Source organism: Lysinibacillus sp. NPDC059133 (assembly GCF_042755925.1).
GTDB lineage: Bacteria > Bacillota > Bacilli > Bacillales_A > Planococcaceae > Lysinibacillus.
Window position 1 is genome coordinate 104,521 of the sequence record NZ_JBHZDH010000009.1, and the last position, 24,781, is coordinate 129,301.

Consider the following 24,781-nt stretch of genomic DNA (forward strand, 5'->3'; position numbering starts at 1 on the left):
TTGGTCGTAGTATTAACAAGAGACGTTATGGAGAAATTTAAGTTAGAACTATTAGCTGGTGAGGAAGGAATAGGAAGAACGATTGTTACTAGTGATATTTCAAGACCTGGGCTCGAGATGGCGGGCTATTTTACGCATTATCCTGCAAATCGAGTACAATTGCTTGGAAAAACAGAACTTTCATTTTTTGAAATGCTACCTGCAAATGTGAAACTGGAGCGCATGCGTCTACTATGTTCGCAAGATACTCCAGCTATTATTATTTCCCGGGATTTAGAGGTGCCGAGGGAACTTATACAGGCGTCCAATGAAAAACATGTACCTGTATTTAAAACACACATGACAACAACGAAATTTTCGAGTAGACTAACAAACTATTTAGAAGGTCGCTTAGCACCGATGACTGCTGCACATGGAGTTTTAGTTGATATATACGGCATCGGTGTACTCATTATCGGAAAAAGTGGTGTAGGTAAAAGTGAAACAGCCCTTGAGCTTGTCAAGAAGGGGCACCGTTTAGTGGCTGATGATTGTGTAGAGATCCGTCAGGAGTCAGAGAATTTTTTAATTGGAAGTCCACCACCACTTTTAGAACATTTACTCGAAATTCGAGGCATTGGTATTATCGATATTATGACCCTCTTTGGAGCAAGTGCGGTACGTCCATATAAACGTATTACATTAGTTATCGAATTGGAAATATGGGATCCAGAAAAAGTATATGATCGTCTAGGTTTAGAGGAAGAGAAAATGAAAATCATAGATACGGAATTAACGAAGTTAACGATTCCTGTTAGACCTGGACGAAATGTGTCAGTAATTATTGAAGTAGCGGCAATGAATTATCGTTTGAAAAAGATGGGTGTTAATGCAGCCGAAGAGTTTTCTAGACGATTAGACGAGGTCATCTCATCAGCGGATGAATTAGATGATTAATTGTTCATTAATAGGATACAATAGCCTATATAAAAGATGAGAGGAGTTTAAGATGGATTTATTATTACTAGAGATTAATCCGATTGCTTTCCATTTAGGACCTATCCCTGTTCGTTGGTATGGGCTACTGATTGTATCGGGTATTATATTAGCTTATATTGTAGGACAAAGAGAAGCAGTTAAGAGAGGCCTACCGGAGGATTTTCTTGCGGATCTATTACTATGGGCTGTTCCTATATCCATCATATGCGCACGTATTTACTATGTAACGATGCGTTGGGATTATTATAGTGAAAACCCGGGGAAGATGATTGAAATTTGGAATGGTGGTATCGCTATTCACGGTGCACTTATTGGGGCATTTTTGACAGGTTACATATTTACTCGTAGAAGAAATATAAGCTTTTTACAAGTAGCAGATATTGCGGCACCGAGTATATTAATTGGACAAATCATTGGACGTTGGGGAAATTTTATGAACCAGGAGGCTTATGGTGGTCCAGTATCACATGAATTTTTAGAAAATCTAATGCTACCAGATTGGATTATTAATCAAATGTATATTGAAGAATTAGGAACATATGTACATCCTACTTTTTTATATGAATCCGTCTGGAACTTTATTGGGCTAATTATTTTACTAGTATTACGCAAAGTAAATTTAAATCGTGGAGAAATATTCTTCAGCTATTTAGTTTGGTATTCAATCGGTCGCTTCTATATAGAAGGCATGCGTACAGATAGCCTGTATTTAGTAGGGGATTTGCGCTCGGCTCAGGTTGTTTCAATAATAGGCATTGTAGTGGGTCTTGGTGCGATTATTTTCCGACGCATAAAAGTAAAACCCGCAGTGAAATATTTAGATAGCAAATAGGGGGTTCGGAAAGTGGCTATAAAGGCATTACTATTTGATTTTGATGGTACATTACTCAATACAAATGATTTAATCATTCAAACATTTATGCATGTTTTAAATGAGCAATTTCCCGGGCAATATTCGCCAAAAGATTGCTTGAAATTCCTTGGACCGTCCTTAAAACAGACATTTAGTGACATTGCTCCTGGTGAAGAGGAAGCGATGATTGCAAAATATCGTGAATATAATGAAGTGCACCACGATGAACTTGTCAGTCAATATCCTGATGTGGTATCAACTTTAGAGCAATTAAAGGATATGGGTATTAAATTAGCGATTGTGTCTACAAAGCGTAATGGGATGATTGACCGTGGCCTATCTGTACTAGGAGCAAGTCATTTATTTGATACCCGTATTGGCACGGATGATGTGAAAAATGTAAAGCCTGATCCAGAGCCTGTTTTGCTTGCGCTTGAACGCCTTGGAGTAAACAAGGAAGAGGCTATTATGATTGGTGACAATTCCCACGATATTGAGGCAGGGCACAACGCTGGAGTTAGAGCGGCCGGTGTCGCATGGGCATTTAAAGGTGAGGAATACTTACAACAATTCAAACCGGAATATATGTTGCATCATATGACGGATTTATTTGAAATTGTGAAAGTGGGGTAAGTAAATGGCACGTAAAACAGAACGCTACCGTGTCGAAGGAGCAAACTCGCTTTGGAATATTTATGATACGGTGTCCTTTTGGAAGGTGATGAAGTGTTTCATTGTCATTCAAATTGGACGCTTCACACCATTTTTACGTGTGAAAAACTGGTTGTATAGAACTTTTTTAAAAATGGAGATTGGTGAACAAACTTCCATAGCTTTAATGGTCATGCCAGATACAATGTTTCCAGAACGTATTCACATCGGTGACAATACCGTGATAGGCTTTAGTACGACTATTTTGGCGCATGAATATTTAATAGAGGAATATCGTCTGGGGGATGTTCATATTGGCAATGAAGTAATGGTTGGTGCTAATTCAACGATACTTCCAGGTGTAACAATAGGTGACGGTGCGATTGTGTCAGCTGCAACCCTTGTACATAAGGATGTGCCAGCTGGCTGTTTAGCAGGCGGTAATCCTATGCAAATTATTTATACAGCTGAACAAATGGCAGAGCGCAAACGCAATGAAGTAGTGGAATGGTGCACGCCGAAAAAATAATAATACCTACACTGTGCATGCTTTACTGTGCACAGTGTTTTTTTGTTGATAACAATTGTAAAAAATTAAAGTATGACTCTCCGGCAAAACGAGGGGTTGACATGACATACGTTTTAACAAAATGTCATCCAACTTTTTAGTTTTATCTACTAACTTTCACGATTTATCACCCAACTTCTGAAGTTTATCTACTAACTTTCACGATTTATCACCCAACTTCTGAAGTTTATCTACTAACTTTCACGATTTATCACCTAACTTCTGAATTTTATCGACATCCACCTTCCAAAGAGTAAAAAAGATTCACACAGTTTTTGTCTAAGATTTACTAGTTTAAGGAGGAAAAAGCTTACTCTGTTGAATAAAGTTTAAATTATTTTATTTTTAAGTATAATTAACAGAATAATAAGTATTGAAATTGTTCAATAATTTAGAGGAGATCGCATTGACTAGCAAGAAGAAATAAGTTAGAATTCTTTCATAATCTAATTCTCTAATACTCTAGTGAGTTAAAGTGAAACGTGAGGAAGTGTCAAAATGTCGTCGATTAAAATGTTTGAGAAACCACTTGGAATGCGCGATACATTTCCGCAAATATTTGAAAAGGTAGAGACTGTTAGAAATACCGGACGAGATTTTTTATGCAGAAGAGGCTATGAATTTATTAAAACGCCTGCAGTAGAGTATTTTGATACAGTCGGTAAAGCATCTGCAATAGCCGATGCGCATTTATTTAAATTAGTAGATAGCCAGGGCAACACGTTAGTATTACGACCTGATATGACAACACCAATTGCACGTGTAGCGACGTCAAAATTATTAAAAGAGATGATCCCAATACGTCTCGCTTATTTTGCTAGCGTCTTTCGCGCACAGGAAGCGGAAGGTGGGCGTCCAGCAGAATTCGATCAGATGGGGATCGAGTTAATTGGAGACAATTCTGTATTTGCTGATGCTGAGGTTATTGTAACGGCAATGGAGTTATTAAAGCAATATGGCTTAACAAAATTTAAAGTGACGATCGGTCATGCAGGTATACTAAATTGTATTTTACAAGATTATACAGAAAGCGTTGAACAACAAAATATACTGCGGGCACTCCTCGTGCAACGCAATTATGTAGGATTTGAAGAAGCAGTAGAATCATTTGATTTACCTAAAACAAAATCCGATGCATTACTGCAGTTTATTGAAGAAGCTATGAATGTAAAAGAAATTCAAGATATTGAAAAATATGTACGGAAAAATGACGCATTAGAATATATGCAGCAGCTCGCTAAACTACTTGAAATTGCAGGCTTAGCGGATTATGTAGCCTTTGATTTTACACTTTCTAGTCATATGAGCTATTACACAGGCATGTTATTCGAAGTGTTTGCTACCGGCAGTGGCTTTCCATTAGGCAATGGGGGACGTTATGACGGATTGCTGGAGGTATTTGGCTCAAAAGTAGGCGCTACAGGATTTAGTATTCGCGTTGATCGCTTATTAGAAACACTGGATGAGCAATCTGATGATCGACAAGAAGCTACAGTCGTGTTGTTTGAGGAAGCGCAATTTGAAGATGCGATTGCAAAGGTACAGACGCTCCGGGCAGCTGGTAAACAGGCTACCTTGCAGTTAAGGAGTAGCCTTGTTGAAGAAGAAGCATTTTTAGCACACTTTACAGAAGTAGTTGTTGTGGGACAGGAGGACGTTGACGGTGAATGAATTAACGATTGCTATGCCAAAGGGACGCATTTTTGACGAGGCATATCAGATGCTTTTAGAAGCTGGCTTTAATTTACCAGAAGAAGTTGAAATGTCCCGTAAATTAATGCTTGAAATTCCAGAAGAGAAAATTCGTTTTATATTAGCAAAGCCAATGGATGTTCCTGTTTATGTTGAGCACGGTGTAGCGGATATTGGTATTGCAGGTAAAGATGTTTTGTTAGAACAGCAACGAGAAGTGCATGAATTACTGGACTTAAAAATAAGTACTTGTTATATCGCATCAGCAGGCTTACCTAATACGACGATGAATGAAATTGCACCGAGAATAGCGACAAAATACCCCAATATTGCAATGAAATATTACAAGGGTATTGGAGAGCAGGTTGAAATTATTGAGCTAAATGGATCGATTGAATTGGCGCCCATGATTGACTTAGCAGATCGAATTGTCGATATTGTTTCAACAGGCCGGACGCTGAAAGAAAATGGCTTAGTGGAGTATGAATTTATTACAGACGTATCATCACGATTAATTGCCAATCCCGTAAGCTATCGCATGAAGAGCGATCGTATTATCGATCTTGTGAAACGTTTGAAAAAATGCGTTAAATAAAAATTTCTACTGTCTGGAAGAGGCATATTCCATGATTTAAAGGAGATTAATCCTATGAAAATAACAAAGCTTGAAAAAGGTATTTCTTTAAAGAGACCACTTGAAGGTGGAAATGAAGAGCAGTTAAAGGTTGTGCGTCAAGTATTAGCAAACGTTCGTGCACAAGGTGACGCAGCCATACGTGTTTATACAGAAAAATGGGATGGCTTTGCCCCTGATCATTTACGCGTAACGAAGGAAGAAATCGAAGAGGGCGTAAATTCGATTGATCAACAGCTTTATGCTGATTTAACAGAAGCCGCTCAAAATATTCGCCTTTATCACGAGCAGCAAAAGCGTTCAGGTTATCGCTTGGAGCTTACAGATGGTTCATGGCTTGGACAGCGAATTACTGCGCTCGATGCGGTAGGTCTGTATGTTCCTGGTGGTACTGCAGCATATCCATCTTCGGTCTTGATGAACGTTATTCCTGCACAAGTTGCTGGTGTCAAGCGCATTGTTATGACATCTCCAGCAGGTCGCGATGGAAAATTACCTCCAGGTGTACTTGCTGCAGCGCATATTTTAGGGGTAGAAGAAATCTATAAAATCGGTGGAGCTCAGGCGATTGCGGCTCTTGCATATGGCACAGAGACCATTTCTCCAGTTGATAAAATTACAGGTCCAGGAAATATTTTTGTAGCATTAGCAAAACGTGAAGTATTTGGTGAGGTAGCAATTGATATGATTGCAGGCCCAAGTGAAATTGCCGTGTTAGCAGATGACACAGCATTTGCTGATGAAATCGCGGCCGATCTTTTATCACAGGCTGAGCATGATAAATTGGCTTGTGCCATTTTAGTAACGACTTCTGAGCAATTGGCTAAAAAAGTGGCTGATGAGGTGGAGAAGCAATTAACGACTTTACCGCGTGAAGAGGTAGCGCGTGCATCGATAGAAAACTTTGGTGCCATTTATGTGGCTGAAACGATGGCGGATGCCATAGATGCTATTAATTCGCTTGCACCTGAGCATTTAGAAATTGTCACAAAAAATGCTGAGGCTGTAGCTGAACAAGTACGACATGCAGGTGGTATTTTCATCGGTCGTTATAGCTCTGAACCAGTTGGTGATTACTTTGCAGGGACAAACCATGTGCTGCCAACGAATAGCACTGCACGCTTTGCGAGTGGCTTAAACGTTGATGATTTTGTGAAAAAATCGAGCGTCGTCTTTTATAGTGAAAAAACTTGGGCAGAAAATGCACCGAAAATTGCACGTCTAGCACGTATGGAAGGCTTAGAGGGCCATGCTCGTGCAGTCGAATCGCGTGGATGGGAAAAGGAGTAGTACTATGACTGAAAAAAAACGATTTGCAAAAGTTGAACGTACGACAAACGAAACACAAATTTCGGTAGCCATCGATTTAGATGGTGAAGGGAAGGCAAATATTAAAACGGGTGTTGGCTTTATGGATCACATGCTTGACCTATTTATTAAACATGGGCTTTTTGATGGGACGATAGAAGCAAATGGTGATACATATATAGACGATCATCATACAACAGAAGACCTCGGAATTGTATTAGGCCAAGCTATTCGTGAAGCGCTCGGTGATAAAAAAGGAATAAAGCGTTACGGGACAGCATTCGTGCCAATGGATGATGCGCTTGCACAAGTCGTTGTGGATTGCTCGAATCGTCCGCACTTAGAATATCGTGTGCCACAGTTAAAGGAAAAGGTTGGTAGTTTCGATACTGAATTAGTACATGAATTTTTGTGGAAGTTTGCACTTGAGGCACGGATGAATGTACATGTCATTGTACCTTATGGACAGAATACACATCATATTATCGAAGCTATTTTTAAAGCGTTAGCACGTGCCATTGACGCAGCAGTGGAAATTGATCCACGTGTTAAAGGTGTACCATCGACTAAGGGGCTGTTAACGTGAAAATAGGTGTTATTGATTATGGAATGGGGAATTTATTTAGTGTTGAACAAGCTTTAAAACGACTTGGCTGTGAGGTTGTTGTCACGTCTAACGAAAAAGTGCTAGATGCAACAGATGCACTGTTACTTCCTGGTGTTGGGGCCTTTCCGGATGCCATCAAACGTTTAGCTGAAACGAATTTGGATCGATATTTACACAAGGTGAAAGCTGAAAATCGACCACTTCTCGGAATTTGTTTAGGAATGCAATTATTATTTGAGCAAAGTGAAGAAGTGACCACTACGAAGGGTTTGGGCTTTTTTAAAGGAAGCATTAAACGATTTACTGGTGACAATGCAGGGCAGAAGTATCGAGTGCCACATATGGGATGGAATGAGCTCGCAGTGACAAAGCGTCCTTCTTGGTTAAATGGTGAAGTAACGGCAAAGCATGTTTATTTTGTGCACTCATTTTATGCAACTGATATCGATGAAACAGAGCTTGTCGCTTATGCAGAGTACCATGGTATTAAGGTTCCTGGCATTGTGGCAAATGGCTCTATTACGGGCATGCAGTTCCATCCCGAAAAGTCAGGTGAGTTAGGTGTGTATTTATTAGAGCAGTGGTTGAAGGGGGTGGCATCATGTTAACAAAGCGCATTATTCCATGTCTTGATGTGAAAGAGGGACGTGTTGTAAAAGGTGTACAGTTTGTGTCATTACGTGATGCGGGTGACCCAGTAGAGCTTGCTAAGTTTTATGATGAGCAAGGGGCAGACGAGCTTGTGTTTCTAGATATCTCGGCATCACATGAGGGACGTGAAACAATGGTGGATGTTGTCCGGCAAACTGCAGCTACATTAGCGATTCCATTCACGGTAGGTGGTGGAATTCGTACATTAGATGATATGAAACGCATTTTACGTGCGGGTGCCGATAAAGTGTCGGTAAATACTTCTGCTATAGAGCGACCGGAGCTGGTTAAAGAAGGTTCTGACTTCTTTGGCGCACAATGTATTGTTGTAGCTATTGATGCCCGCTTTAGTGAGGAAGATGCCACATGGATGGTTTATACGCATGGAGGCCGAAACAAAACAACATGGCAGGCAACTGAGTGGGCAAAGGAAGCGGTTCGTTTAGGTGCTGGTGAAATTTTATTAACGAGTATGAATCAGGACGGTGAGAAATCCGGTTTTGATTTAGCCTTAACAAAAGCTGTGAGAGAGGCTGTGACAGTTCCTGTTATTGCAAGTGGCGGTGCAGGGGATGCCGAACATTTTTACGAGGTATTAGCTGAAGATGTCGATGCAGATGCAGCACTTGCCGCATCTATCTTCCATTACAAAGAAACGAGCGTAGCACAAGTAAAAGAGTACTTACGTGAAAAAGGAGTGGCTGTAAGATGATGGATAGCATTAAATTTGATGAAAAAGGTCTTGTCACTGCGGTTGTACAAGATGCGAATACAAAAGAAGTCCTAACTGTAGCGTATATGAATAAAGAATCTCTAGAAAAAACACTTGAATCGGGAGAAACATGGTTCTTCTCTCGTTCACGCCAAGAGCTCTGGCACAAAGGGGCAACAAGCGGCCATACACAAAAAGTTGTGTCAATCAAAGCGGACTGTGACAGTGACGCATTAGTCGTAGAAGTAATTCCTGCTGGCCCAGCTTGTCATAATGGAACAACTTCTTGCTTTACAGAGATTATTCAGCAAAATGCCAAGGTTGGATCTGTTGAGATAATTTCTAAACTTGTCAATATCATTGCGAAGCGTGAGCAAGAAATGCCAGAAGGGGCGTATACTACATATTTATTCGATAAAGGAATCGACAAAATCTGTAAAAAAGTTGGAGAAGAAGCAACTGAGGTAGTCATAGGTGCAAAAAATCGGGATGCAGAAGAAGTGAAATGGGAGGCTGCCGATTTAATGTATCATCTACTAGTGTTACTACAAGAGCAAAAAGTAAGTGTTTATGACGTGTTACATGTGTTAGAAAAACGTCACGAGGAGAAATAACGGCATATTGCTTATTGTATGGTATAATAGAAGTTACTGTGTAAAGGAACGTATGATACGTTCCTTATTTCTTGTTTCGGAGGAAATATATTGGAAAAGAAACGTCAAAAAGAGAATCAAACGAATATAGTGTCGTTCATTCCAACAGGCGACTATTATTATAAAAAATCAATTCAAGCAATGAATAGCGGACAAATGAATAAAGCCTATAAATATTTACAGCGAGCAGTTGATTTAAGTCCTGATGATCCAATGATTTTATTGCAATTAGCGATAGTAGAGTTAGAGGGTCAACGTTTCGAGGAAGCGTATGATCTTCTTCATCGTGCCTATCAGATAGATAAAGACAATCCAGAAATTATTTTTTACATGGCAGAGGTTTCCGGATGTATCGGTATTATACATGATGCTAAACGCTTTGCAGAGCAATATTTACAAATCGATCCAGAGGGTGCTTATGCTGATGAAGCTGCTGAAATATTAGACTTTGTTGATTTTGAGCAGGATGATTTTGAAGAGCTTGAAGGTTCTACTGAAGATTTATATCGTCAGGAGCAAGCAAGGCGTTGTATGGAAAAGGGAGATTTCCCTGAAGCTATTAATATGCTAGAAGAGTTAATTGAAGATAGACCGGATTTTTGGTCAGCTTATAACAACTTAGCCCTTGCTTATTTTTATGTTGGTGAAGCAGAACAGGCGAAGGCGCTTCTAAATACTGTATTACGCGATAATAAGGGGAATCTACATGCACTATGTAATTTAACGGTTATTGCGTACTATGAAAAAAATGAAGAAGATTTAAAGGATCTTTTAGAAGTACTTGTGAAAATTCAGCCATACTTATGGGAACATCGTTATAAGTTGGGTGCAACATTAGCGCTCGTTGGACAATATGAATTAGCATTTAAATGGTTGCGTAGCATGCAAAAAAGAGGCTATGTAGGTGATGCTGGCTTTTACTTTTGGCTATCACATGCAGCGTATTTCTCAGGACATGAAGAAATATCAAAGAGTGCATGGGAGCAGCTACTTGAGCTAGATCCTGAAAAAGAAGGCTTTGAACCTTGGCGTCAAGAAGAAAACATGTATTCACTGGATGCATTAGAACATGACCGTGATTATATTGTGGAGAAGCTAGAGAGCGATTATACAAGTGAACGCATATTTGGTTTATTTTTACTAAGTTGTACAGCTCATAAACAGGAAATCATCGCACATCCCAAATGGATAGATGTTGAACAATGTAATGCGTATGAAAAGCTATTCCTAGCTTATGCACTAGGACATCAATTTGATATGAAAAACAAAGTAGAGGCTAGCTTTATACGAGCAGTAAGTGTGCCAGAAATTTTACTTGAACAGTATGGGAAGCTTACGACACTAATTGCACCAATGTTCCAAATGTGGTTTGTGCTTTGTGAGCAAGCATTGATAAACAATTATCGATTCACAAATCCAGCGGCTATTGCAGGAGCAAATGACTATTTATTCCGTTCTTCTCGGATGCTCAAGGTGACAAAAAAAGAGATAGCTCAGCAATACGGAGTATCCGTGTCAACTTTATCGAAGTATATTGATGAAATTTTAAAGTTTTTACCAGACACTCATAATTAGACCGTGAGCAACATAGTTGAATAACTTTTTACTTTCACATACGATGAACATACTAAAGTTATTATCAATTTCGCCTTGGCTATGTCCGAGGCATTATCTTCATTCAGCAGGTGTTTGGGCACCTACTGAATGAAGATAGAAAAGTATTTGTTTAGGGGGAAGTATTTATGTCAGAAGAAAAAATTTATGATGTTGTAATAATTGGTGCAGGTCCGGCTGGTATGACTGCGGCTGTTTATACATCACGTGCCAACCTTTCAACTTTAATGATTGAACGTGGGATCCCTGGCGGACAAATGGCAAATACAGAAGAAGTAGAAAACTATCCAGGATTTGATACAATTTTGGGGCCTGAGCTGTCTACAAAAATGTTCGATCATGCTAAGAAATTTGGTGCAGAGTATGCATATGGCGATGTCACTGAAATTATTGATGGTGAAGAATATAAAACAATAAAATCAGGTACTAAAGAATATAAAACACGAGCAATTATTCTTTCTACAGGTGCGGAGTATAAAAAAATGGGCGTGCCTGGCGAAAAAGAACTTGGTGGCCGTGGTGTCAGCTATTGTGCAGTATGTGATGGTGCATTCTTCAAGCAAAAAAATCTTGTTGTCGTAGGTGGCGGGGATTCTGCTGTTGAAGAAGGTGTTTATTTAACTCGCTTTGCTGATAAAGTAACAATTGTGCACCGTCGTGATAAATTACGTGCACAAAAAATTCTCCAAGATCGTGCCTTTGCTAACGAAAAAATTGATTTCGTTTGGAATGCAACAGTCAAAGAAATTAATGAGGCTGATGGTAAAGTTGGAAGTGTAACATTACAATCAACTGTAGATGGTACAGAATCTGATTTTGCTACTAATGGCGTATTTATTTACATTGGAATGCTACCATTAACAAAACCATTTGAGTCTCTAGGTATTTTAAATGATGCTGGTTATATTTTGACAAATGATAATATGGAAACAACAGTACCAGGTATCTTCGCAGCTGGAGATGTACGTGAGAAATCACTTCGTCAAATCGTTACAGCAACAGGTGACGGAAGTATTGCAGCACAAGCAGTACAGCACTATGTGGAAGAATTATTAGAAAAAATTAATGCTTAAAATGGATAATTGATAAGGGCAGTCTCATCACCAGAGTTGTGGATGACATTTTATTGAAATGTATGTCATTTATATAAGTTGATTGGAGTGGAGACTGGGCGACTCCTCGGGGATTAGCGTCACAGATGAGACCCTGGAGCGAGCAACGCGAGTGAAGCGGCTCATCGGACGCCCCCAGGAAAGCGCCCAGCCGGAATGGAAATCAACCCCACATTATGGTGATGATTCTCTTTGATTAGTTTTTAAGGAAAAAAATACAATTTTAATACGGTCTTAATATAGTTGTAACTTGAATGACATATAAAAGGTGTAATATAAAAAGTGTAATTAGCAATCCCCCTTTTATTTTGTTTAGTAGGTTGTTTCCGCCAAATAAGGTGGAGCAACCTATTTTTGTTGTAAACGGAAATTTTGAATTTTTTTGTGGCGGAGTTTCATATGCTTGAGTAGAGGTTAATAACAGGTTTCCCCACATGTATCGGTTAAGTTAAAATTGCAATGCACCTAAAGTTTAGAATTGAGGACAAACCTTGTTTGGTCTTGCTATAATAAAAGGAAGAATGCAAAAGAGATTAGAGGTGTGCCTATGCAAAGAATTGCAAATTTAATAGCTGTAAAAGACGGTCAAGCATTATTACTTCAGAAGCCTAGACGTGGCTGGTACGTAGCTCCCGGCGGTAAAATGGAGAGCGGTGAGTCCATTTATGAGGCTGCTGTACGTGAGTTTAAAGAAGAAACAAATGTCACACCGATAAATGCTCATTTAAAGGGTGTTTATACGATGATTATTAAAGAAAATAATAAGGTAGTGGACGAATGGATGCTTTATACATTTGTTGCAAAGGATATAGAAGGCGTACCGTTTAAAGAAACTAGAGAAGGCAAACTCGCATGGCACCCAGTAGAGGATTTGAAGCATTTGCCAATGGCTGAAGGTGATCGAACAAACTTACAATTTGCTATCTCACAATCAGGCATTCAGTACGGTACATTTGAATATACGACTGATTTTGAATTACTTCATGAGAAAATACAAATATCAATAGAACAATAAAGGAGCTGCATGACAGTGGTGGTTGAAGGCCCAAAAGGTACACATGAATTGGTTATTATTACAGGAATGTCTGGAGCTGGGAAAACAGTAGCTATTCAAAGCTTTGAAGATTTAGGGTATTACTGTATTGATAATTTACCACCAGCGTTACTCACAACATTTTTAACCCTACTAAGGGATTCGGGTAAAAATATTACACGTATAGCAGCTGTCATGGATATGCGTGGCGGCGACTTTTTTGATTCTCTTATTGGCGCCCTCGACCATATACTTAAAGAAGGCGATATAGTTGCACGAATTTTATTTTTAGATGCAGATGATGCGGCTTTAGTTAGACGTTATAAGGAAACAAGACGTGCCCATCCATTGGCTGTAAATGGGTTGCTATTAAATGGCATTAAACAAGAACGCAAGCTTTTATCGGAAGTAAAGGGTCGCGCTAAATTTGTCTATAATACATCTAATATGAAGCCTAAAGAGCTACGTGAAAAAATCGCAAAAGAATTTGCAAATGATGCTAATAATATTTTCTCAGTAAATATCATGTCTTTTGGATTTAAGCATGGTATGCCGATTGATGCCGACTTAGTGTTTGATGTTCGTTTTTTAAAAAATCCATATTATGTAGAGGAGCTACGTCATAAAACAGGTTTACAAACCGAGGTATCTTCTTATGTGCTGGCACTTGAGGATACGCAAACACTCATTCAAAAACTTACGGATTTGTTTGAATTTATGATTCCTCTCTATAGACAAGAGGGCAAATCGCAACTTGTCATTGCTTTTGGATGTACTGGAGGACAGCATCGTTCGGTAACATTAGCGGAATATTTCGGGGCATATTTAGCTGGGAAGGAAAATACCGTTATTACGCATCGCGACATCAATCGTAGAAAGGATTGAGTGAATGGGAAAGAAGCGAACAAAGCTTGTTGTAATAGGTGGTGGTACAGGGCTTTCTACCTTAGTACGAGGGCTCAAGCACCACCCATTTGATATTACAGCAATTGTGACAGTAGCAGATGATGGTGGTTCTTCAGGACGCTTACGAGATGACTATGATATTCCACCACCTGGGGATGTCCGTAATGTTATCGCAGCGTTATCGGATGTTGAGCCGCTTGTAGAGCAAATGTTTCAATATCGATTTTTAGCATCGGAAGATTTACGTGGTCATTCATTAGGTAATTTAATGCTGACGGCTTTAACAGATATTACTGGTGACTTTAACCATGCTATTAGTGAAATGGGAAAGGTTTTAAAGGTGCATGGTCGCGTCATACCAGCAGCCAATAAAAAGATAAATTTACATGCAGAGCTTGAGGATGGTTCAATCATTGAAGGTGAATCTAAAATTCCAAAGGCTAAAAAACGAATTAGTCGAGTTTTTTTAGTGCCAGAAAACGTGAAACCGTTACCAGAGGCTATTCGAGCAATTCATCGTGCTGACTATATTTTAATTGGTCCAGGAAGTTTATATACAAGCATTATTCCAAACCTCCTTGTAAAAGGAATAGGAGATGCTGTTGTAAAGGCTAAAGGAAGAAAAATTTATGTTTGTAATTTAATGACTCAAAAAGGTGAAACCATTTCCTATACAGCCGGTGATCACGTTAAAGCTATATATGAGCATGTTGGAGACTCCTTCATTGATTCGATTTTAGTAAATGATGTAAAACTTCCTCATCCTGTAAAGGAGCTCTATAAGGAAGAATGTGCTGAGCCAGTAACATTCGACGTTGCCAAGCTCGAAAGTATGGGATTAGAAGTTATTAAACGAGATATTGCCACGATTCGCCCAGATGGGACGGTTCGTCATAATGCGGCAAACGTTGCAAACTGGCTTGTAGATTATGCAAATATCTATGAGCAAGAGATTCGTGAATTATAAAGCACTTACTGTATATGATAAGATGGACATATACATAGAACAAAAGGTTGAAAGGAGGGCGTGATATGTCTTTTGCTTCTGAAACGAAAAAGGAATTAACTCAAATAGAAGCGGACAATCATTGTATGAAAGCAGAAGTATCTGCCCTAATTCGTATGAATGGTTCATTATCCTTTGCTAATAAACAGTTAAGCTTAGACGTACAAACTGAAAACGCTGCAATCGCAAGAAGACTTTATACGATTATGAAAAAGCTGTATCCATATAATGTAGAGTTACTTGTTAGAAAAAAAATGCGTTTGAAAAAAAATAACGTATATATTTGCCGTGTAAGAGAAGGTGCGCGAGAGCTACTAATAGACTTAGAAATCATCTCAGACGACTTTCAATTTAATCATACTATTTCTCGGGAGCTCATTAAAAAGAGTGGCCAAAAAAGAGCGTATTTACGAGGAGCATTTTTAGCTGGGGGCTCTGTCAACAATCCGGAAACATCAGCCTACCATTTAGAAATTTATTCATTATATAAAGAGCATGGCGAGGCTTTAATGGATTTGATGAATGAATTTGAGCTAAATGCAAAAACAATTGAACGAAAAAAAGGCTTTGTTACTTATTTAAAAGAAGCGGAAAAAATTTCTGATTTCCTTAATATTGTTGGAGCTCATCAAGCCATGATGAAGTTCGAAGACGTTCGTATATTGCGAGACATGAGAAATAGTGTTAATCGCATAGTTAACTGTGAAACAGCGAACTTAAATAAAACAATAGGTGCCGCATTACGTCAGGTAGAGAATATCCGATTTATTGAAAATTCAATAGGTCTCGATCAATTACCAGAAAAACTTCGTGAAATAGCGCGATTACGAGTAGAATATCAAGATGTAACGCTGAAAGAACTTGGTGAAATGGTATCAAGTGGAACGGTTAGTAAATCAGGTGTTAATCATCGATTACGGAAAATTGATGAAATTGCCGATGCATTAAGAAGTGGCGAAAAAATTGGTGGCTAAATTTTCATACTTTTCAGGTACGTATTGTTCTTTTGCTCGTAAGTAAGGTAAGATAAAAATAATAAGATGAACGGTAGTAAAGGGGAGTTTTGAGAATGACCGAGAGAAGAGTCCATGTAAAATTAAAATTAGGACTACAAGCTAGACAAGCAGCGCTATTTGTACAAGAAGCAAATCGTTTTAGCGCAGATATCTTTCTTGAGAAAGACGAGAAAAAAGTAAATGCTAAATCCATTATGGGTGTTATGAGCTTAGCCATTGCAAAAGGAACAGAGGTTGTCCTTAGTGGTGAAGGTAACGATGCTGAGCAAGCGGTTACAGCATTAGCAACACTAATCGAAAAAGAAGATTAAAAAACGTATAACGTAAAGACTGTCCAAGAGGGAAATCTTCCATCTTGGGCAGTTTTTTTGTTTTTGCATTGAAAAAACAGGTCCTCTCACATTTGATGGATATTTGTACAATCTAAAATGAAGGTCAATGCCATGGCACTTCGATCGTCGAGGTGATGGATGATAGAAAGATTGAAGTGATGGAAAGAGAAGGCCTGGGCGGAGCAGAAGGGCTGAAGCGACGGAAAGAAGAGCCGCAACGACGGAAAGAAAGGGCAAAGCGACGGAAAGAAAAGCCGAAGCGACGGAAAGAAAGGGCAAAGCGACGGAAAGAAGAGTCAAAGCGACGGAAAGAAAAGCCGAGGTGACGGAAAGAAGAGCCAAAGCGACGGAAAGAAGAGCCGCAACGACGGAAAGAAAGGGCAAAGCGACGGAAAGAAAGTGCCGCGACGGAAAGAAGAGCCGAAGCGACGGAAAGAAAGGGCAAAGCGACGGAAAGAAAGTGCCGCGACGGAAAGAAAAGCCGAAGCGACGGAAAGAAAGTGCCGTGACGGAAAGAAAAGTCAAAGCGACGGAAAGAAGAGCCGAAGCGACGGAAAGACAAGCCGAGGTGACGGAAAGAAAAGTCGAAGCGACGGAAAGAAAAGTCGAAGCGACGGAAAGAAAGGTCAAAGTTGTGGATAGAAGAGTTGAAATGGTGGATAGGCCCATCAAAGCAAACAAAAAAAGACATCTCAGAAATAAATCTGGGATGCCTTTAATTTATTATTTACGTTCCATGATTTGGTCGATTAAGCCGTATTCTTTTGCACGCTCTGCAGTCATGAAGTTATCGCGGTCTGTATCTCTTGCAATGACTTCAAGTGGTTGACCTGTGCGCTCCGATAAAATACCGTTTAATTTTTCACGTAAGAATAAAATACGTTTTGCAGCGATTTCGATTTCAGTTGCCTGACCTTGTGCACCGCCAAGAGGTTGGTGAATCATTACTTCAGCATTCGGTAATGCGAAACGTTTACCAGGTTCACCAGCAGCAAGTAGGAAAGCGCCCATAGATGCTGCCATACCAATACAAATTGTTTGTACTTGTGGCTTGATAATTTGCATTGTGTCATAAATTGCCATACCAGCAGTGATTGATCCGCCTGGTGAGTTAATATAAAGAAAGATATCTTTATCTGGATCTTCTGCTTGTAGGAATAGAAGTTGAGCAACAATTGAGTTAGCAACGTTGTCGTCAATTGCACTTCCTAAAAGGATAATACGGTCTTTTAGTAGTCGTGAATAGATGTCATACGCACGTTCGCCACGACTTGTTTGTTCAATAACTGTAGGAATTAAATTCATGTTAAATCCTCCTTAAAAAACTAAATTCGAATACTTTTGCTGAAAACTTCCATTGTATTTCAGCTGTATACTTATCATACACATTATAGTCAGGGAAGGTCAAATATTAACCCTGTTAAAGTGAAATAAATTAAAAAAATTCGCCTTGGCTTAATTGTTACTGTCGCTTCGCTTTCGCACAGAAAACATTTGTTGCTGTCGCTTCGCTTTCGCGCAGGTAAACAATGCGTCAAGATTTTGAATTGTGCCCGCACAAAAATTCCTTTCTAATGCGTGACATACGCTGTAGGCTGTATTTTCAATTAATAGGTATTTTGACACTAACTGAATGAAAATAAAAAAAGTTTAAATGTTTTACATTCTATAGTTGAATTATGAGCAATACGTTTGTATAATTGATAAGGTCATAAGTTAAAGTACAGTACACTATTTTGTCAGGTATGCTTCCAATGAGGATTATCTACATCTTGCTTTTCGTAAAGCCTAGTGGGTACTTTTTTTTGTGTTCAATTGCCCTCGTGGTGTAATGGATAACACGTAAGATTCCGGTTCTTGCACTGGGGGTTCGATTCCCTCCGAGGGCGCCATTTTACTGATTTTGATATACTTTTATAACCCAAATTCTCCTAATAAGTAGTTTAGCAGCCTGCTTAGTGGGGAAAAGAGAGGGTAAATAATGGGAATGTTGCCTAATAGGCATTATTCCCGCATTTGTTCCTTTCAAACCTTCAAAAAAGCAACAACTCCAAATTATTTTTTAGTGAACATACTGTACGTGAAGACTAGTTATACTAGTCGAAAGAAAGAATCCTATCTGAGGGGATTCTTTTTTTTTTGCATCAAACATGAATGTTTGGTGATATTTTCATTTATTTAGTCTGTTTTTTGAAGACGAAGGTATAACCATGATCGTGGTAACACATGAAATGGGCTTTGCCTGTGAAGTTGTAGATCGTGTTGTCTTTCGTGGATGGTGGTATATGGTCGAAGAAGGACCGCCGAGAGATATCTTTGGTAATCCGCAAAACCCGAAAAGCTTTATAGCTCATTAAACAAAAGCAGCCCCTCTGTGATAATGCACCACAAAGGGGACTGCTTTTGTTTTTTTATAATTAATGAAGGGGGTTTGTTGTAGTGCCGTATGCATTAAGCATTGTATGCATATCTTGTTGAGAAAACTGAGGTACTTGATAGTAGCCATGCATATTTTGGTAAATAGATAATTCGTATGCCATTTCAATACAGTTGGGAATACTATCTGCAATAACACGTCTGACAACTGGGTTTGTAGTTTCTGTTGCTGCTGCAGTCATACCTTTTGCTACACCTTTTTGAGCCCCAAGTAAGAAGCCAGAAATAGCTTCATCGTTGAGTTCACTTGCATTTTGCATAGGCTTTTTAGGTTGGCCAGGGTTTATTCCGTATTTGAAATTATTTCCTGTCTGCATTTGATAGCGACCTGTAGGAACAGACGGATCATGACCTGTGTTATAAGATTCCACAATAGTGTTATACATACCTAATGTGAAATTATATTGGCTATCCAAAATGCTAAGCAACTCTGTGTCCTTAACATGTGGACGTAAAACAATGGATTGATTCATACCAGCAATGATTGCACCGATTGTTTCATGCAAGTCCATTTGTTCATGTCCACCATGATTTAGGCTTTGTTGTTGGTTGGTTGATGTTTGGCTTGATGATTCGTTATGAAACGATTGTGTCAAGAAAAGCGCCTCCTAAATATCATAGTTTGTTACAGTATTAAGTATGGCACGTTAGATAAATTTCATACGGTATTAATGCATTTGCATATATGTAGAATAGAGATGTTTTTTTGTTGCACATTAGTGGTAAGGAAAAGAAAGGCTCATCACCAAAATAAATAGTATTTCTGATTTTAAGTGATAGCTAAAAGAAGGCGAAGGTGGTTTTAAATTGAAAAGATTATTTGGACCTATCGGGATTATCGTTATTATTTTAGTTGTATTGGCCTTACTATTTATTCCAAAATACAATAGTCTTGTAACGGCCGAGGAAAGCGTTGATTCGAAATGGGCTCAGGTTGAAAATCAGCTGCAACGTCGCTACGATTTGATTCCGACCCTAGTAGAATCTGTAAAAGGATATGCCAATCATGAAAAAGAAGTTATCGCTAGCATTACAGAGGCACGCGCACAAATGGGAAGTGCACAAAGTCCAAAGGAGCAAGCGGTTGCCAATGATGCATTAAACGGAGCACTTAGTCGATTGCTAGTAGTCGTAGAAAATTATCCAAATTTAAAGGCAGATGCAAATTTCCGTCAATTAATGGATGAATTAGCGGGGACAGAAAACCGTTTAGCTGTTGCCCGGGAAGACTACAACAATGAAGTGCAGACTTTTAATAAAACAGTCAAACGTTTTCCAGGCAATTTAATTGCGGGGATGTTTGGTTTCGAACAGAAGGAATACTTTAAAGCAGCTGCGGGTTCTGAAAAGGCACCGTCTATAGATTTTAGCGGTTCAGGTAAACAATGATGAAACGGTTGATGATCCAACTTGCTATTGTTGGTTTCATATTTATCTTATTTATTAGAACGGCAGATGCCGCAATGCCCGCGCCAATGAAAAATACGTATATTCATGATTTTGCCAATGTTTTATCTGCCTCCGTGAAGGAAGAGCTTAATCATTATTCAGAGCAGCTAGATAAAGGTACAGGTGCTGAAATTATGGTCGTAACAGTAGATAATATTAGTGGCCAAGAACCAAAAATGTATGCTACAAAAATGATTCGCTCTTGGGGTATTGGCGATGCCAAGAAAAATAATGGTGTGTTAATTTTAGCAACGTTTGGGCAGGGGGAAGGCAATAATGATGTTGTTATTGCTGTAGGTCAAGGTCTCGAAGGGGCATTACCTGATGGCAAGTTGGGTCGCATTTTAGATTCGGCGTTTTATCCAAATGCAAGTGCTGGAGATATGGATAAGGCATTTAAAGCAACGTACGCGGAAGTATTTCAAAATGTCGCGCAAGAGTACAATTGGGATGGAGAGATGCCTGAAAATACAGCTGACAATGAAGAAATGCCAACGTGGATGATTATTTTAATCGTTATCATAGCACTTGTTATTTATACATTTATTTCCAATGGTAGAGGGGGAGGACCTCGTTCAGGTCGACGTGGCGGTTATCCAGGTGGTTTTGGTGGCGGCTTTGGCAGTGGCGGATCTAGAGGCGGTGGTTTTGGCGGATTCGGAGGAGGTTCATCTGCTGGTGGTGGAGCAAGTCGGAAATTTTAATATATTATATTCAAAAGTGAACTCATTGTAGTTCACTTTTTTTCTGGTTTAAAAGGGATTTTCACCAGAAAAGTACGCGCTGCCAATGAAACTAGCAGTCAAGTAGAACGTCGATGTAGAATACATGGTGAAGGATAATAAAGGCCGTGGTTTTCAAAAGGAAGAAAACAAAATCGAATTCTACAATGCAATGCTAAAATTCTTAGATAGCCATCTAAAAAAATAATATGAAAGAAGACTGTGTAGGAGGTAAGTTTCTTGCACAGTCTTTTTCTAGTTTTGATGCTCTAATTAAAGGATTGATACTAAAAATTGTTTATGCCGCTTCCGAATGTGTAGTCAGGACTTAGCTATTATAAGAGCTGAAAACTATTTCGATATATATCATTTTTCTTACTATCAATAAATGTGATACATTGAGCAAGTTTTTCTACTCCAGTATGAATTTGATTTTCCTTAACTTGAGAAATGCTTAATCGAATCAGGTTTTCTTTTTTATATTCGGGTAGGAACATTCTAGTTGCATCATCTACAAGAATATTTTGTTCTTTTAACAAATTGACAGTCTGCTTTGTAGTCACTTTCTCAGGGAGAGCGATTGTAAGATAGAATCCGGAAGAGGGCTTCGTATAAAGCGTATTATTTGGTAGCAATAACTCACAAGCTTCCTGCAGACGTTTCATTTTCCTATAATACAGCTCTTTTATTTTTTTAACATGGCTATTCATCATTCCATTTTTTAAATAAATCTCTAATGCTCCTTGAGAAAGAACAGAACTATTAAAATCAGCAGTAAATTTATAGCGTAAAAAATTGTTACTCATTAATTTTGGAAGAACTAAAGACGCAACTCTTAAACCAGGTAGAAAAACTTTAGAAAAACTTTTAATATAAATAACTCTGCCAGAAGGATTGTACGCGAATAATGGATCTGATTTAGTATTTGGATCCAAATCCCCTAAAAAGTCATCCTCAACTATATATACATCGTATTTTTCTGCTAATTCAACAATTCTTTTTTTCTCTTTATTCGTATAGCTATGTCCAAGTGGATTATGAAACCTCGGAACAATATAGAAAAACTTAATATCGTTATTTCGAAAAATATATTCTAGACGATCAAAATCAATCCCCTCCATAGATAAATCAATTCCAAACGTAGTCGCTTGTTGCAAATTAGCAGACTCTATAAAACCAAAATAAGTAGGTTGTTCAATTAAAATATTGTTTTTCCCATTCGGAAATGGCATGGAAACTAATAAATTTAGAGCTTGCTGAGAACCTGATACAACAAATAATCTATCGGGTTGGGTAAATACTTGTAAGCTTTGTAAATACTTCACCAATTGAAGTCGTAATGAGTAGAGACCTTGTTGATCGGTGTAAGTAAATAATTCTTCTTTATAAGTATCAATGGCCTGATTGATACAGTGCTGAAAATCAATGTAGGGCATGATGTCTTTATCAGGACCAGCAGACAAAAAGTCAATAATATCATTTTTGCTGTCTGGATTTTGAAATTCATTGACAACATAATAGCCGCTTTTCGGGACAGAAAAAATTAAGTGCTCTTTTTCTAGCTCATCATACGCTTTAATAACGGTGTTTTTACTGCAGGAGAATTTTTCGGAAAGTTGTCGTACTGAAGGAAGTTTACTACCTGCTATAAGTAATCCCTGTGTTAGCTGATCTTTAATTTCATCAATAATCTCATTATATTTTATATACAATATAAAGCCCTCCTTATTCTGTACCAGGACAGATGGTTGAAAATTCTGTTTATTTTTACGGTAGCTCCTCTTAATATTTATTGTACCAGCACAAATGGTACAGATTTGTATAAAAATATAAGGGGTTGATAATGGTGCAGGACAATAAGAAGGAAAAAATGGGATTATTATTAGGCTTAGTGGGCGTCATCTGTTTCAGCTTAACATTACCTGCAACAAGTGTAGCGGTAGAATATTTTGGGACTACAATTGTTGGCTTAGGAAGAGCAGTAGTAGCTTCGATTTTAGTTGCTCTTGTATTGATTATGAAAAAAGAAAAACTGCCCACTGCTCGTCAATTCAAGAGTTTAATTATTGTCTCTTTAGGCGCAGTTTTAGGATTCCCCTTACTCACCTCTTGGGCTATGACAAGTTTGCCAGTTTCTCATGGAGCTGTGGAATTAGCCCTTTTACCTTTAGCAACAGCGGGGTTTGCCATGATAAGGGGAGGAGAAATTCCGTCCATTAAATTTTGGATATCAAGTATAGTTGGCGCGTTGGCAGTAGTGATTTACGCTACGTATCTTGGACTGGGCCAGTTACATGTTGCAGATTTAGCCTTATTGGCTGCTGTTATCATACTCGGACTTAGTTATGCAGAAGGAGGCGTGCTAGCACGAGAATTAGGAAGCTGGCAAGTAATCGCGTGGGCAATCATAATTGCTACTCCTTTACTTATTATTCCAGTGTTACTAAATGTATCAGCTGAGATGTTGCAGGCTCCTTTAAAAGCTTGGATTAGCTTTCTGTATCTTGCTATTGTTAGTCAATTTTTAGCATATGTAGCCTGGTATGGTGGAATGGCTATGGGAGGCATTTCAAGAGTAAGTCAAATTCAATATTTACAGCCATTTTTAATGATTATTTTTGCAGCATTATTTCTCAATGAACCAATTACTTTAGTTACTATTGTAATAGCCATCATTGTTGTGGCATCCGTAATCATTGGCAAGAATACCACTGTTGTTAAAAAAGAATCTGTTGAATTAAACGATAAGGTGAAAGGGTGATGACAGAATCTTGCTTCCAGATAGCTATTTCGTTTTATAATTACTTTATGGAGGTGCTGTAATTTGAACGTGAAATTTTTTAGTAGAGCTAACTGTGGGCTTTGTGTAGAGGGACTGCATACATTAAAGCTTGTACAGGAGGATATACATTTCGATATTGAAATCATTGATATTGAAGAAGATGAGAGCATACATGAAAAATATATGTTATTGATTCCGGTAGTAGAAAAGAATGGGCAAGTGATACAATACGGCAATTTGGATTACGCAACACTTATGGAGCATTTATGTAGTGAATAACAAAGGGGATCCGCTAATGTACATATCAGCGGCTTTTAACTTCTTTCAGCGAGTATCCAAACACTCGTTGAAAGAAGTTAAAGCTCCGGACGCAATTATGCCGAGGTATAATTGATAATAAAGGATGTTTCTGAGAAAACCTTTAAATCGCATTTCTCCTATGGATGTGGCAGAATCCAATCTTGTACAAATCAACATACACAGAACGGAAACAAATATGCTGAAAAATATTCGTTTCCGTCTAATAGGTAATTATTTATTTAGACATAAATATAGTAACCTTACGATGTGTCCCTTTAAATGAAAGGAATCGTTTTTTTATTTTGATCTACTATATCCATAAAAGCTCTATTCGATAGTTTTATTTAGCTGTCGTAAAATCTACTATATTGAAAAAAACTAAATTGATTGAACATGTTGACAAGTGAGAAGTAATCGTGATATATTGTTATTCCTGTCACTACGACAGTAAAAAATATTTCAAAATAGGTTTGACAAATATATTGATATTTTGATAGAATAAAGTCCTGTCACATTGACAGTGAAAAGACATTTCAAAATAGTTGTTGACAAACACAATGATATTTTGATAGAATAAAGTCCTGTCGCTGGTCGACGGTAAAAATGAACCTTGAAAACTGAACAAGCAAAACGTAATCAATAAAGTTTTTAGTAACTAACCTTGAGTTGGTGAACGAAACAAAATTTTGGACATCAAACATGATGCCAGCAAAACAATTTGAGCTAATCAAATTTCTTTTATGGAGAGTTTGATCCTGGCTCAGGA

General features: G+C 38.4%; 26 protein-coding genes, 1 tRNA gene and 1 pseudogene. 24 read left to right on the top strand and 4 right to left on the bottom strand.

Going from position 1 to position 24,781, the window contains the following annotated elements:
- From hprK to ACFXN8_RS07535, 18 genes are all read left to right on the top strand, one after another.
- Positions 1-936: an HPr(Ser) kinase/phosphatase gene (gene hprK / locus ACFXN8_RS07450; protein WP_376075411.1), complete on the top strand. Its 936-nt coding sequence runs from the start codon at positions 1-3 to the stop codon at positions 934-936.
- 52 nt (positions 937-988) lie between these two features.
- Entirely contained in the window at positions 989-1,810 is an 822-nt protein-coding gene (gene lgt / locus ACFXN8_RS07455) for a prolipoprotein diacylglyceryl transferase (protein WP_386844026.1), read from the top strand.
- A gap of 12 nt (positions 1,811-1,822) precedes the next feature.
- Complete coding sequence (ppaX, locus tag ACFXN8_RS07460; protein WP_376075409.1) at positions 1,823-2,464, top strand: pyrophosphatase PpaX; 642 nt, start codon at positions 1,823-1,825, stop codon at positions 2,462-2,464.
- A 4-nt stretch (positions 2,465-2,468) separates the two neighbouring features.
- Positions 2,469-3,011 carry an acyltransferase gene (locus ACFXN8_RS07465; RefSeq protein WP_386844028.1) on the top strand — a complete coding sequence of 181 codons (543 nt, stop codon included), beginning with the start codon at positions 2,469-2,471 and terminating at the stop codon, positions 3,009-3,011.
- Between the two features lie 537 nt (positions 3,012-3,548).
- Complete coding sequence (locus tag ACFXN8_RS07470) at positions 3,549-4,721, top strand: ATP phosphoribosyltransferase regulatory subunit (protein ID WP_376075406.1); 1,173 nt, start codon at positions 3,549-3,551, stop codon at positions 4,719-4,721.
- On the top strand, positions 4,714-5,337 hold the full coding sequence (gene hisG, locus ACFXN8_RS07475) for an ATP phosphoribosyltransferase (RefSeq protein ID WP_370083617.1): 624 nt from the start codon (positions 4,714-4,716) through the stop codon (positions 5,335-5,337). Before ACFXN8_RS07470 ends, hisG begins: the two co-directional genes overlap by 8 nt.
- Positions 5,338-5,391: 54 nt before the next feature.
- Positions 5,392-6,666, top strand: coding sequence for a histidinol dehydrogenase (gene hisD / locus ACFXN8_RS07480; protein ID WP_386844031.1), 1,275 nt, complete (start codon positions 5,392-5,394; stop codon positions 6,664-6,666).
- A gap of 4 nt (positions 6,667-6,670) precedes the next feature.
- Positions 6,671-7,270: an imidazoleglycerol-phosphate dehydratase HisB gene (gene hisB / locus ACFXN8_RS07485; protein WP_386844033.1), complete on the top strand. Its 600-nt coding sequence runs from the start codon at positions 6,671-6,673 to the stop codon at positions 7,268-7,270.
- Positions 7,267-7,899 carry an imidazole glycerol phosphate synthase subunit HisH gene (gene hisH / locus ACFXN8_RS07490; RefSeq protein WP_386844035.1) on the top strand — a complete coding sequence of 211 codons (633 nt, stop codon included), beginning with the start codon at positions 7,267-7,269 and terminating at the stop codon, positions 7,897-7,899. Before hisB ends, hisH begins: the two co-directional genes overlap by 4 nt.
- On the top strand, positions 7,893-8,654 hold the full coding sequence (hisF, locus tag ACFXN8_RS07495) for an imidazole glycerol phosphate synthase subunit HisF (protein ID WP_386844037.1): 762 nt from the start codon (positions 7,893-7,895) through the stop codon (positions 8,652-8,654). The genes hisH and hisF overlap by 7 nt, the downstream gene beginning before the upstream one ends.
- Positions 8,651-9,268: a bifunctional phosphoribosyl-AMP cyclohydrolase/phosphoribosyl-ATP diphosphatase HisIE gene (gene hisIE, locus ACFXN8_RS07500; RefSeq protein ID WP_376075397.1), complete on the top strand. Its 618-nt coding sequence runs from the start codon at positions 8,651-8,653 to the stop codon at positions 9,266-9,268. Before hisF ends, hisIE begins: the two co-directional genes overlap by 4 nt.
- A gap of 90 nt (positions 9,269-9,358) precedes the next feature.
- Complete coding sequence (locus ACFXN8_RS07505) at positions 9,359-10,882, top strand: tetratricopeptide repeat protein (protein WP_386844039.1); 1,524 nt, start codon at positions 9,359-9,361, stop codon at positions 10,880-10,882.
- A gap of 167 nt (positions 10,883-11,049) precedes the next feature.
- On the top strand, positions 11,050-11,994 hold the full coding sequence (gene trxB, locus ACFXN8_RS07510) for a thioredoxin-disulfide reductase (protein ID WP_386844041.1): 945 nt from the start codon (positions 11,050-11,052) through the stop codon (positions 11,992-11,994).
- A gap of 586 nt (positions 11,995-12,580) precedes the next feature.
- Positions 12,581-13,048 carry an 8-oxo-dGTP diphosphatase gene (locus ACFXN8_RS07515; RefSeq protein ID WP_376075391.1) on the top strand — a complete coding sequence of 156 codons (468 nt, stop codon included), beginning with the start codon at positions 12,581-12,583 and terminating at the stop codon, positions 13,046-13,048.
- A gap of 9 nt (positions 13,049-13,057) precedes the next feature.
- The gene (gene rapZ, locus ACFXN8_RS07520) at positions 13,058-13,951 is read left to right on the top strand and encodes an RNase adapter RapZ (RefSeq protein WP_376075390.1); all 894 of its coding nucleotides are present in this window, start codon (positions 13,058-13,060) and stop codon (positions 13,949-13,951) included.
- A gap of 4 nt (positions 13,952-13,955) precedes the next feature.
- Positions 13,956-14,939: a gluconeogenesis factor YvcK family protein gene (locus ACFXN8_RS07525; RefSeq protein WP_386844044.1), complete on the top strand. Its 984-nt coding sequence runs from the start codon at positions 13,956-13,958 to the stop codon at positions 14,937-14,939.
- A 65-nt stretch (positions 14,940-15,004) separates the two neighbouring features.
- Positions 15,005-15,952, top strand: a complete 948-nt coding sequence (gene whiA / locus ACFXN8_RS07530) for a DNA-binding protein WhiA (protein WP_053485815.1) — start codon at positions 15,005-15,007, stop codon at positions 15,950-15,952.
- A gap of 95 nt (positions 15,953-16,047) precedes the next feature.
- Positions 16,048-16,305 carry an HPr family phosphocarrier protein gene (locus ACFXN8_RS07535; RefSeq protein WP_376075386.1) on the top strand — a complete coding sequence of 86 codons (258 nt, stop codon included), beginning with the start codon at positions 16,048-16,050 and terminating at the stop codon, positions 16,303-16,305.
- Positions 16,306-16,429: 124 nt separating this feature from the next.
- On the opposite strand, the gene ACFXN8_RS07540 is transcribed toward ACFXN8_RS07535, so the two are convergent.
- Complete coding sequence (locus ACFXN8_RS07540; RefSeq protein WP_386844046.1) at positions 16,430-17,017, bottom strand: hypothetical protein; 588 nt, start codon at positions 17,015-17,017, stop codon at positions 16,430-16,432.
- Between the two features lie 32 nt (positions 17,018-17,049).
- Positions 17,050-17,631, bottom strand: coding sequence for an ATP-dependent Clp endopeptidase proteolytic subunit ClpP (clpP, locus tag ACFXN8_RS07545; protein ID WP_132361998.1), 582 nt, complete (start codon positions 17,629-17,631; stop codon positions 17,050-17,052).
- 512 nt (positions 17,632-18,143) lie between these two features.
- On the opposite strand from clpP, the gene ACFXN8_RS07550 reads away from it, so the two are divergent.
- Together ACFXN8_RS07550 and ACFXN8_RS07555 are read left to right on the top strand one after the other, a co-directional pair.
- Positions 18,144-18,218 (top strand) — tRNA-Arg (locus ACFXN8_RS07550).
- A 306-nt stretch (positions 18,219-18,524) separates the two neighbouring features.
- Positions 18,525-18,683: pseudogene (locus ACFXN8_RS07555) on the top strand (peptide ABC transporter ATP-binding protein); the annotation flags it as partial.
- Positions 18,684-18,743: 60 nt separating this feature from the next.
- Here ACFXN8_RS07555 and ACFXN8_RS07560 read toward each other — a convergent pair.
- Positions 18,744-19,358: a spore coat protein gene (locus ACFXN8_RS07560; RefSeq protein WP_376079000.1), complete on the bottom strand. Its 615-nt coding sequence runs from the start codon at positions 19,356-19,358 to the stop codon at positions 18,744-18,746.
- Between the two features lie 211 nt (positions 19,359-19,569).
- Here ACFXN8_RS07560 and ACFXN8_RS07565 point away from each other — a divergent pair, with 211 nt between their 5' ends.
- Both ACFXN8_RS07565 and ACFXN8_RS07570 read left to right on the top strand, forming a co-directional pair.
- Positions 19,570-20,151 carry a LemA family protein gene (locus tag ACFXN8_RS07565; RefSeq protein ID WP_386844049.1) on the top strand — a complete coding sequence of 194 codons (582 nt, stop codon included), beginning with the start codon at positions 19,570-19,572 and terminating at the stop codon, positions 20,149-20,151.
- A complete protein-coding gene (locus ACFXN8_RS07570) occupies positions 20,148-20,915 on the top strand; it encodes a TPM domain-containing protein (RefSeq protein ID WP_386844051.1) in 768 nt (255 codons plus the stop codon). The genes ACFXN8_RS07565 and ACFXN8_RS07570 overlap by 4 nt, the downstream gene beginning before the upstream one ends.
- Before the next feature lie 353 nt (positions 20,916-21,268).
- Here the strand turns inward: ACFXN8_RS07570 and ACFXN8_RS07575 are convergent, their stop codons facing one another.
- Entirely contained in the window at positions 21,269-22,645 is a 1,377-nt protein-coding gene (locus ACFXN8_RS07575) for an aminotransferase-like domain-containing protein (RefSeq protein WP_386844053.1), read from the bottom strand.
- Positions 22,646-22,776: 131 nt separating this feature from the next.
- On the opposite strand from ACFXN8_RS07575, the gene ACFXN8_RS07580 reads away from it, so the two are divergent.
- Entirely contained in the window at positions 22,777-23,694 is a 918-nt protein-coding gene (locus ACFXN8_RS07580) for a DMT family transporter (RefSeq protein WP_386844055.1), read from the top strand.
- A 63-nt stretch (positions 23,695-23,757) separates the two neighbouring features.
- Positions 23,758-23,994, top strand: coding sequence for a glutaredoxin family protein (locus tag ACFXN8_RS07585; RefSeq protein ID WP_386844057.1), 237 nt, complete (start codon positions 23,758-23,760; stop codon positions 23,992-23,994).
- Positions 23,995-24,781: the final 787 nt, after the last annotated feature.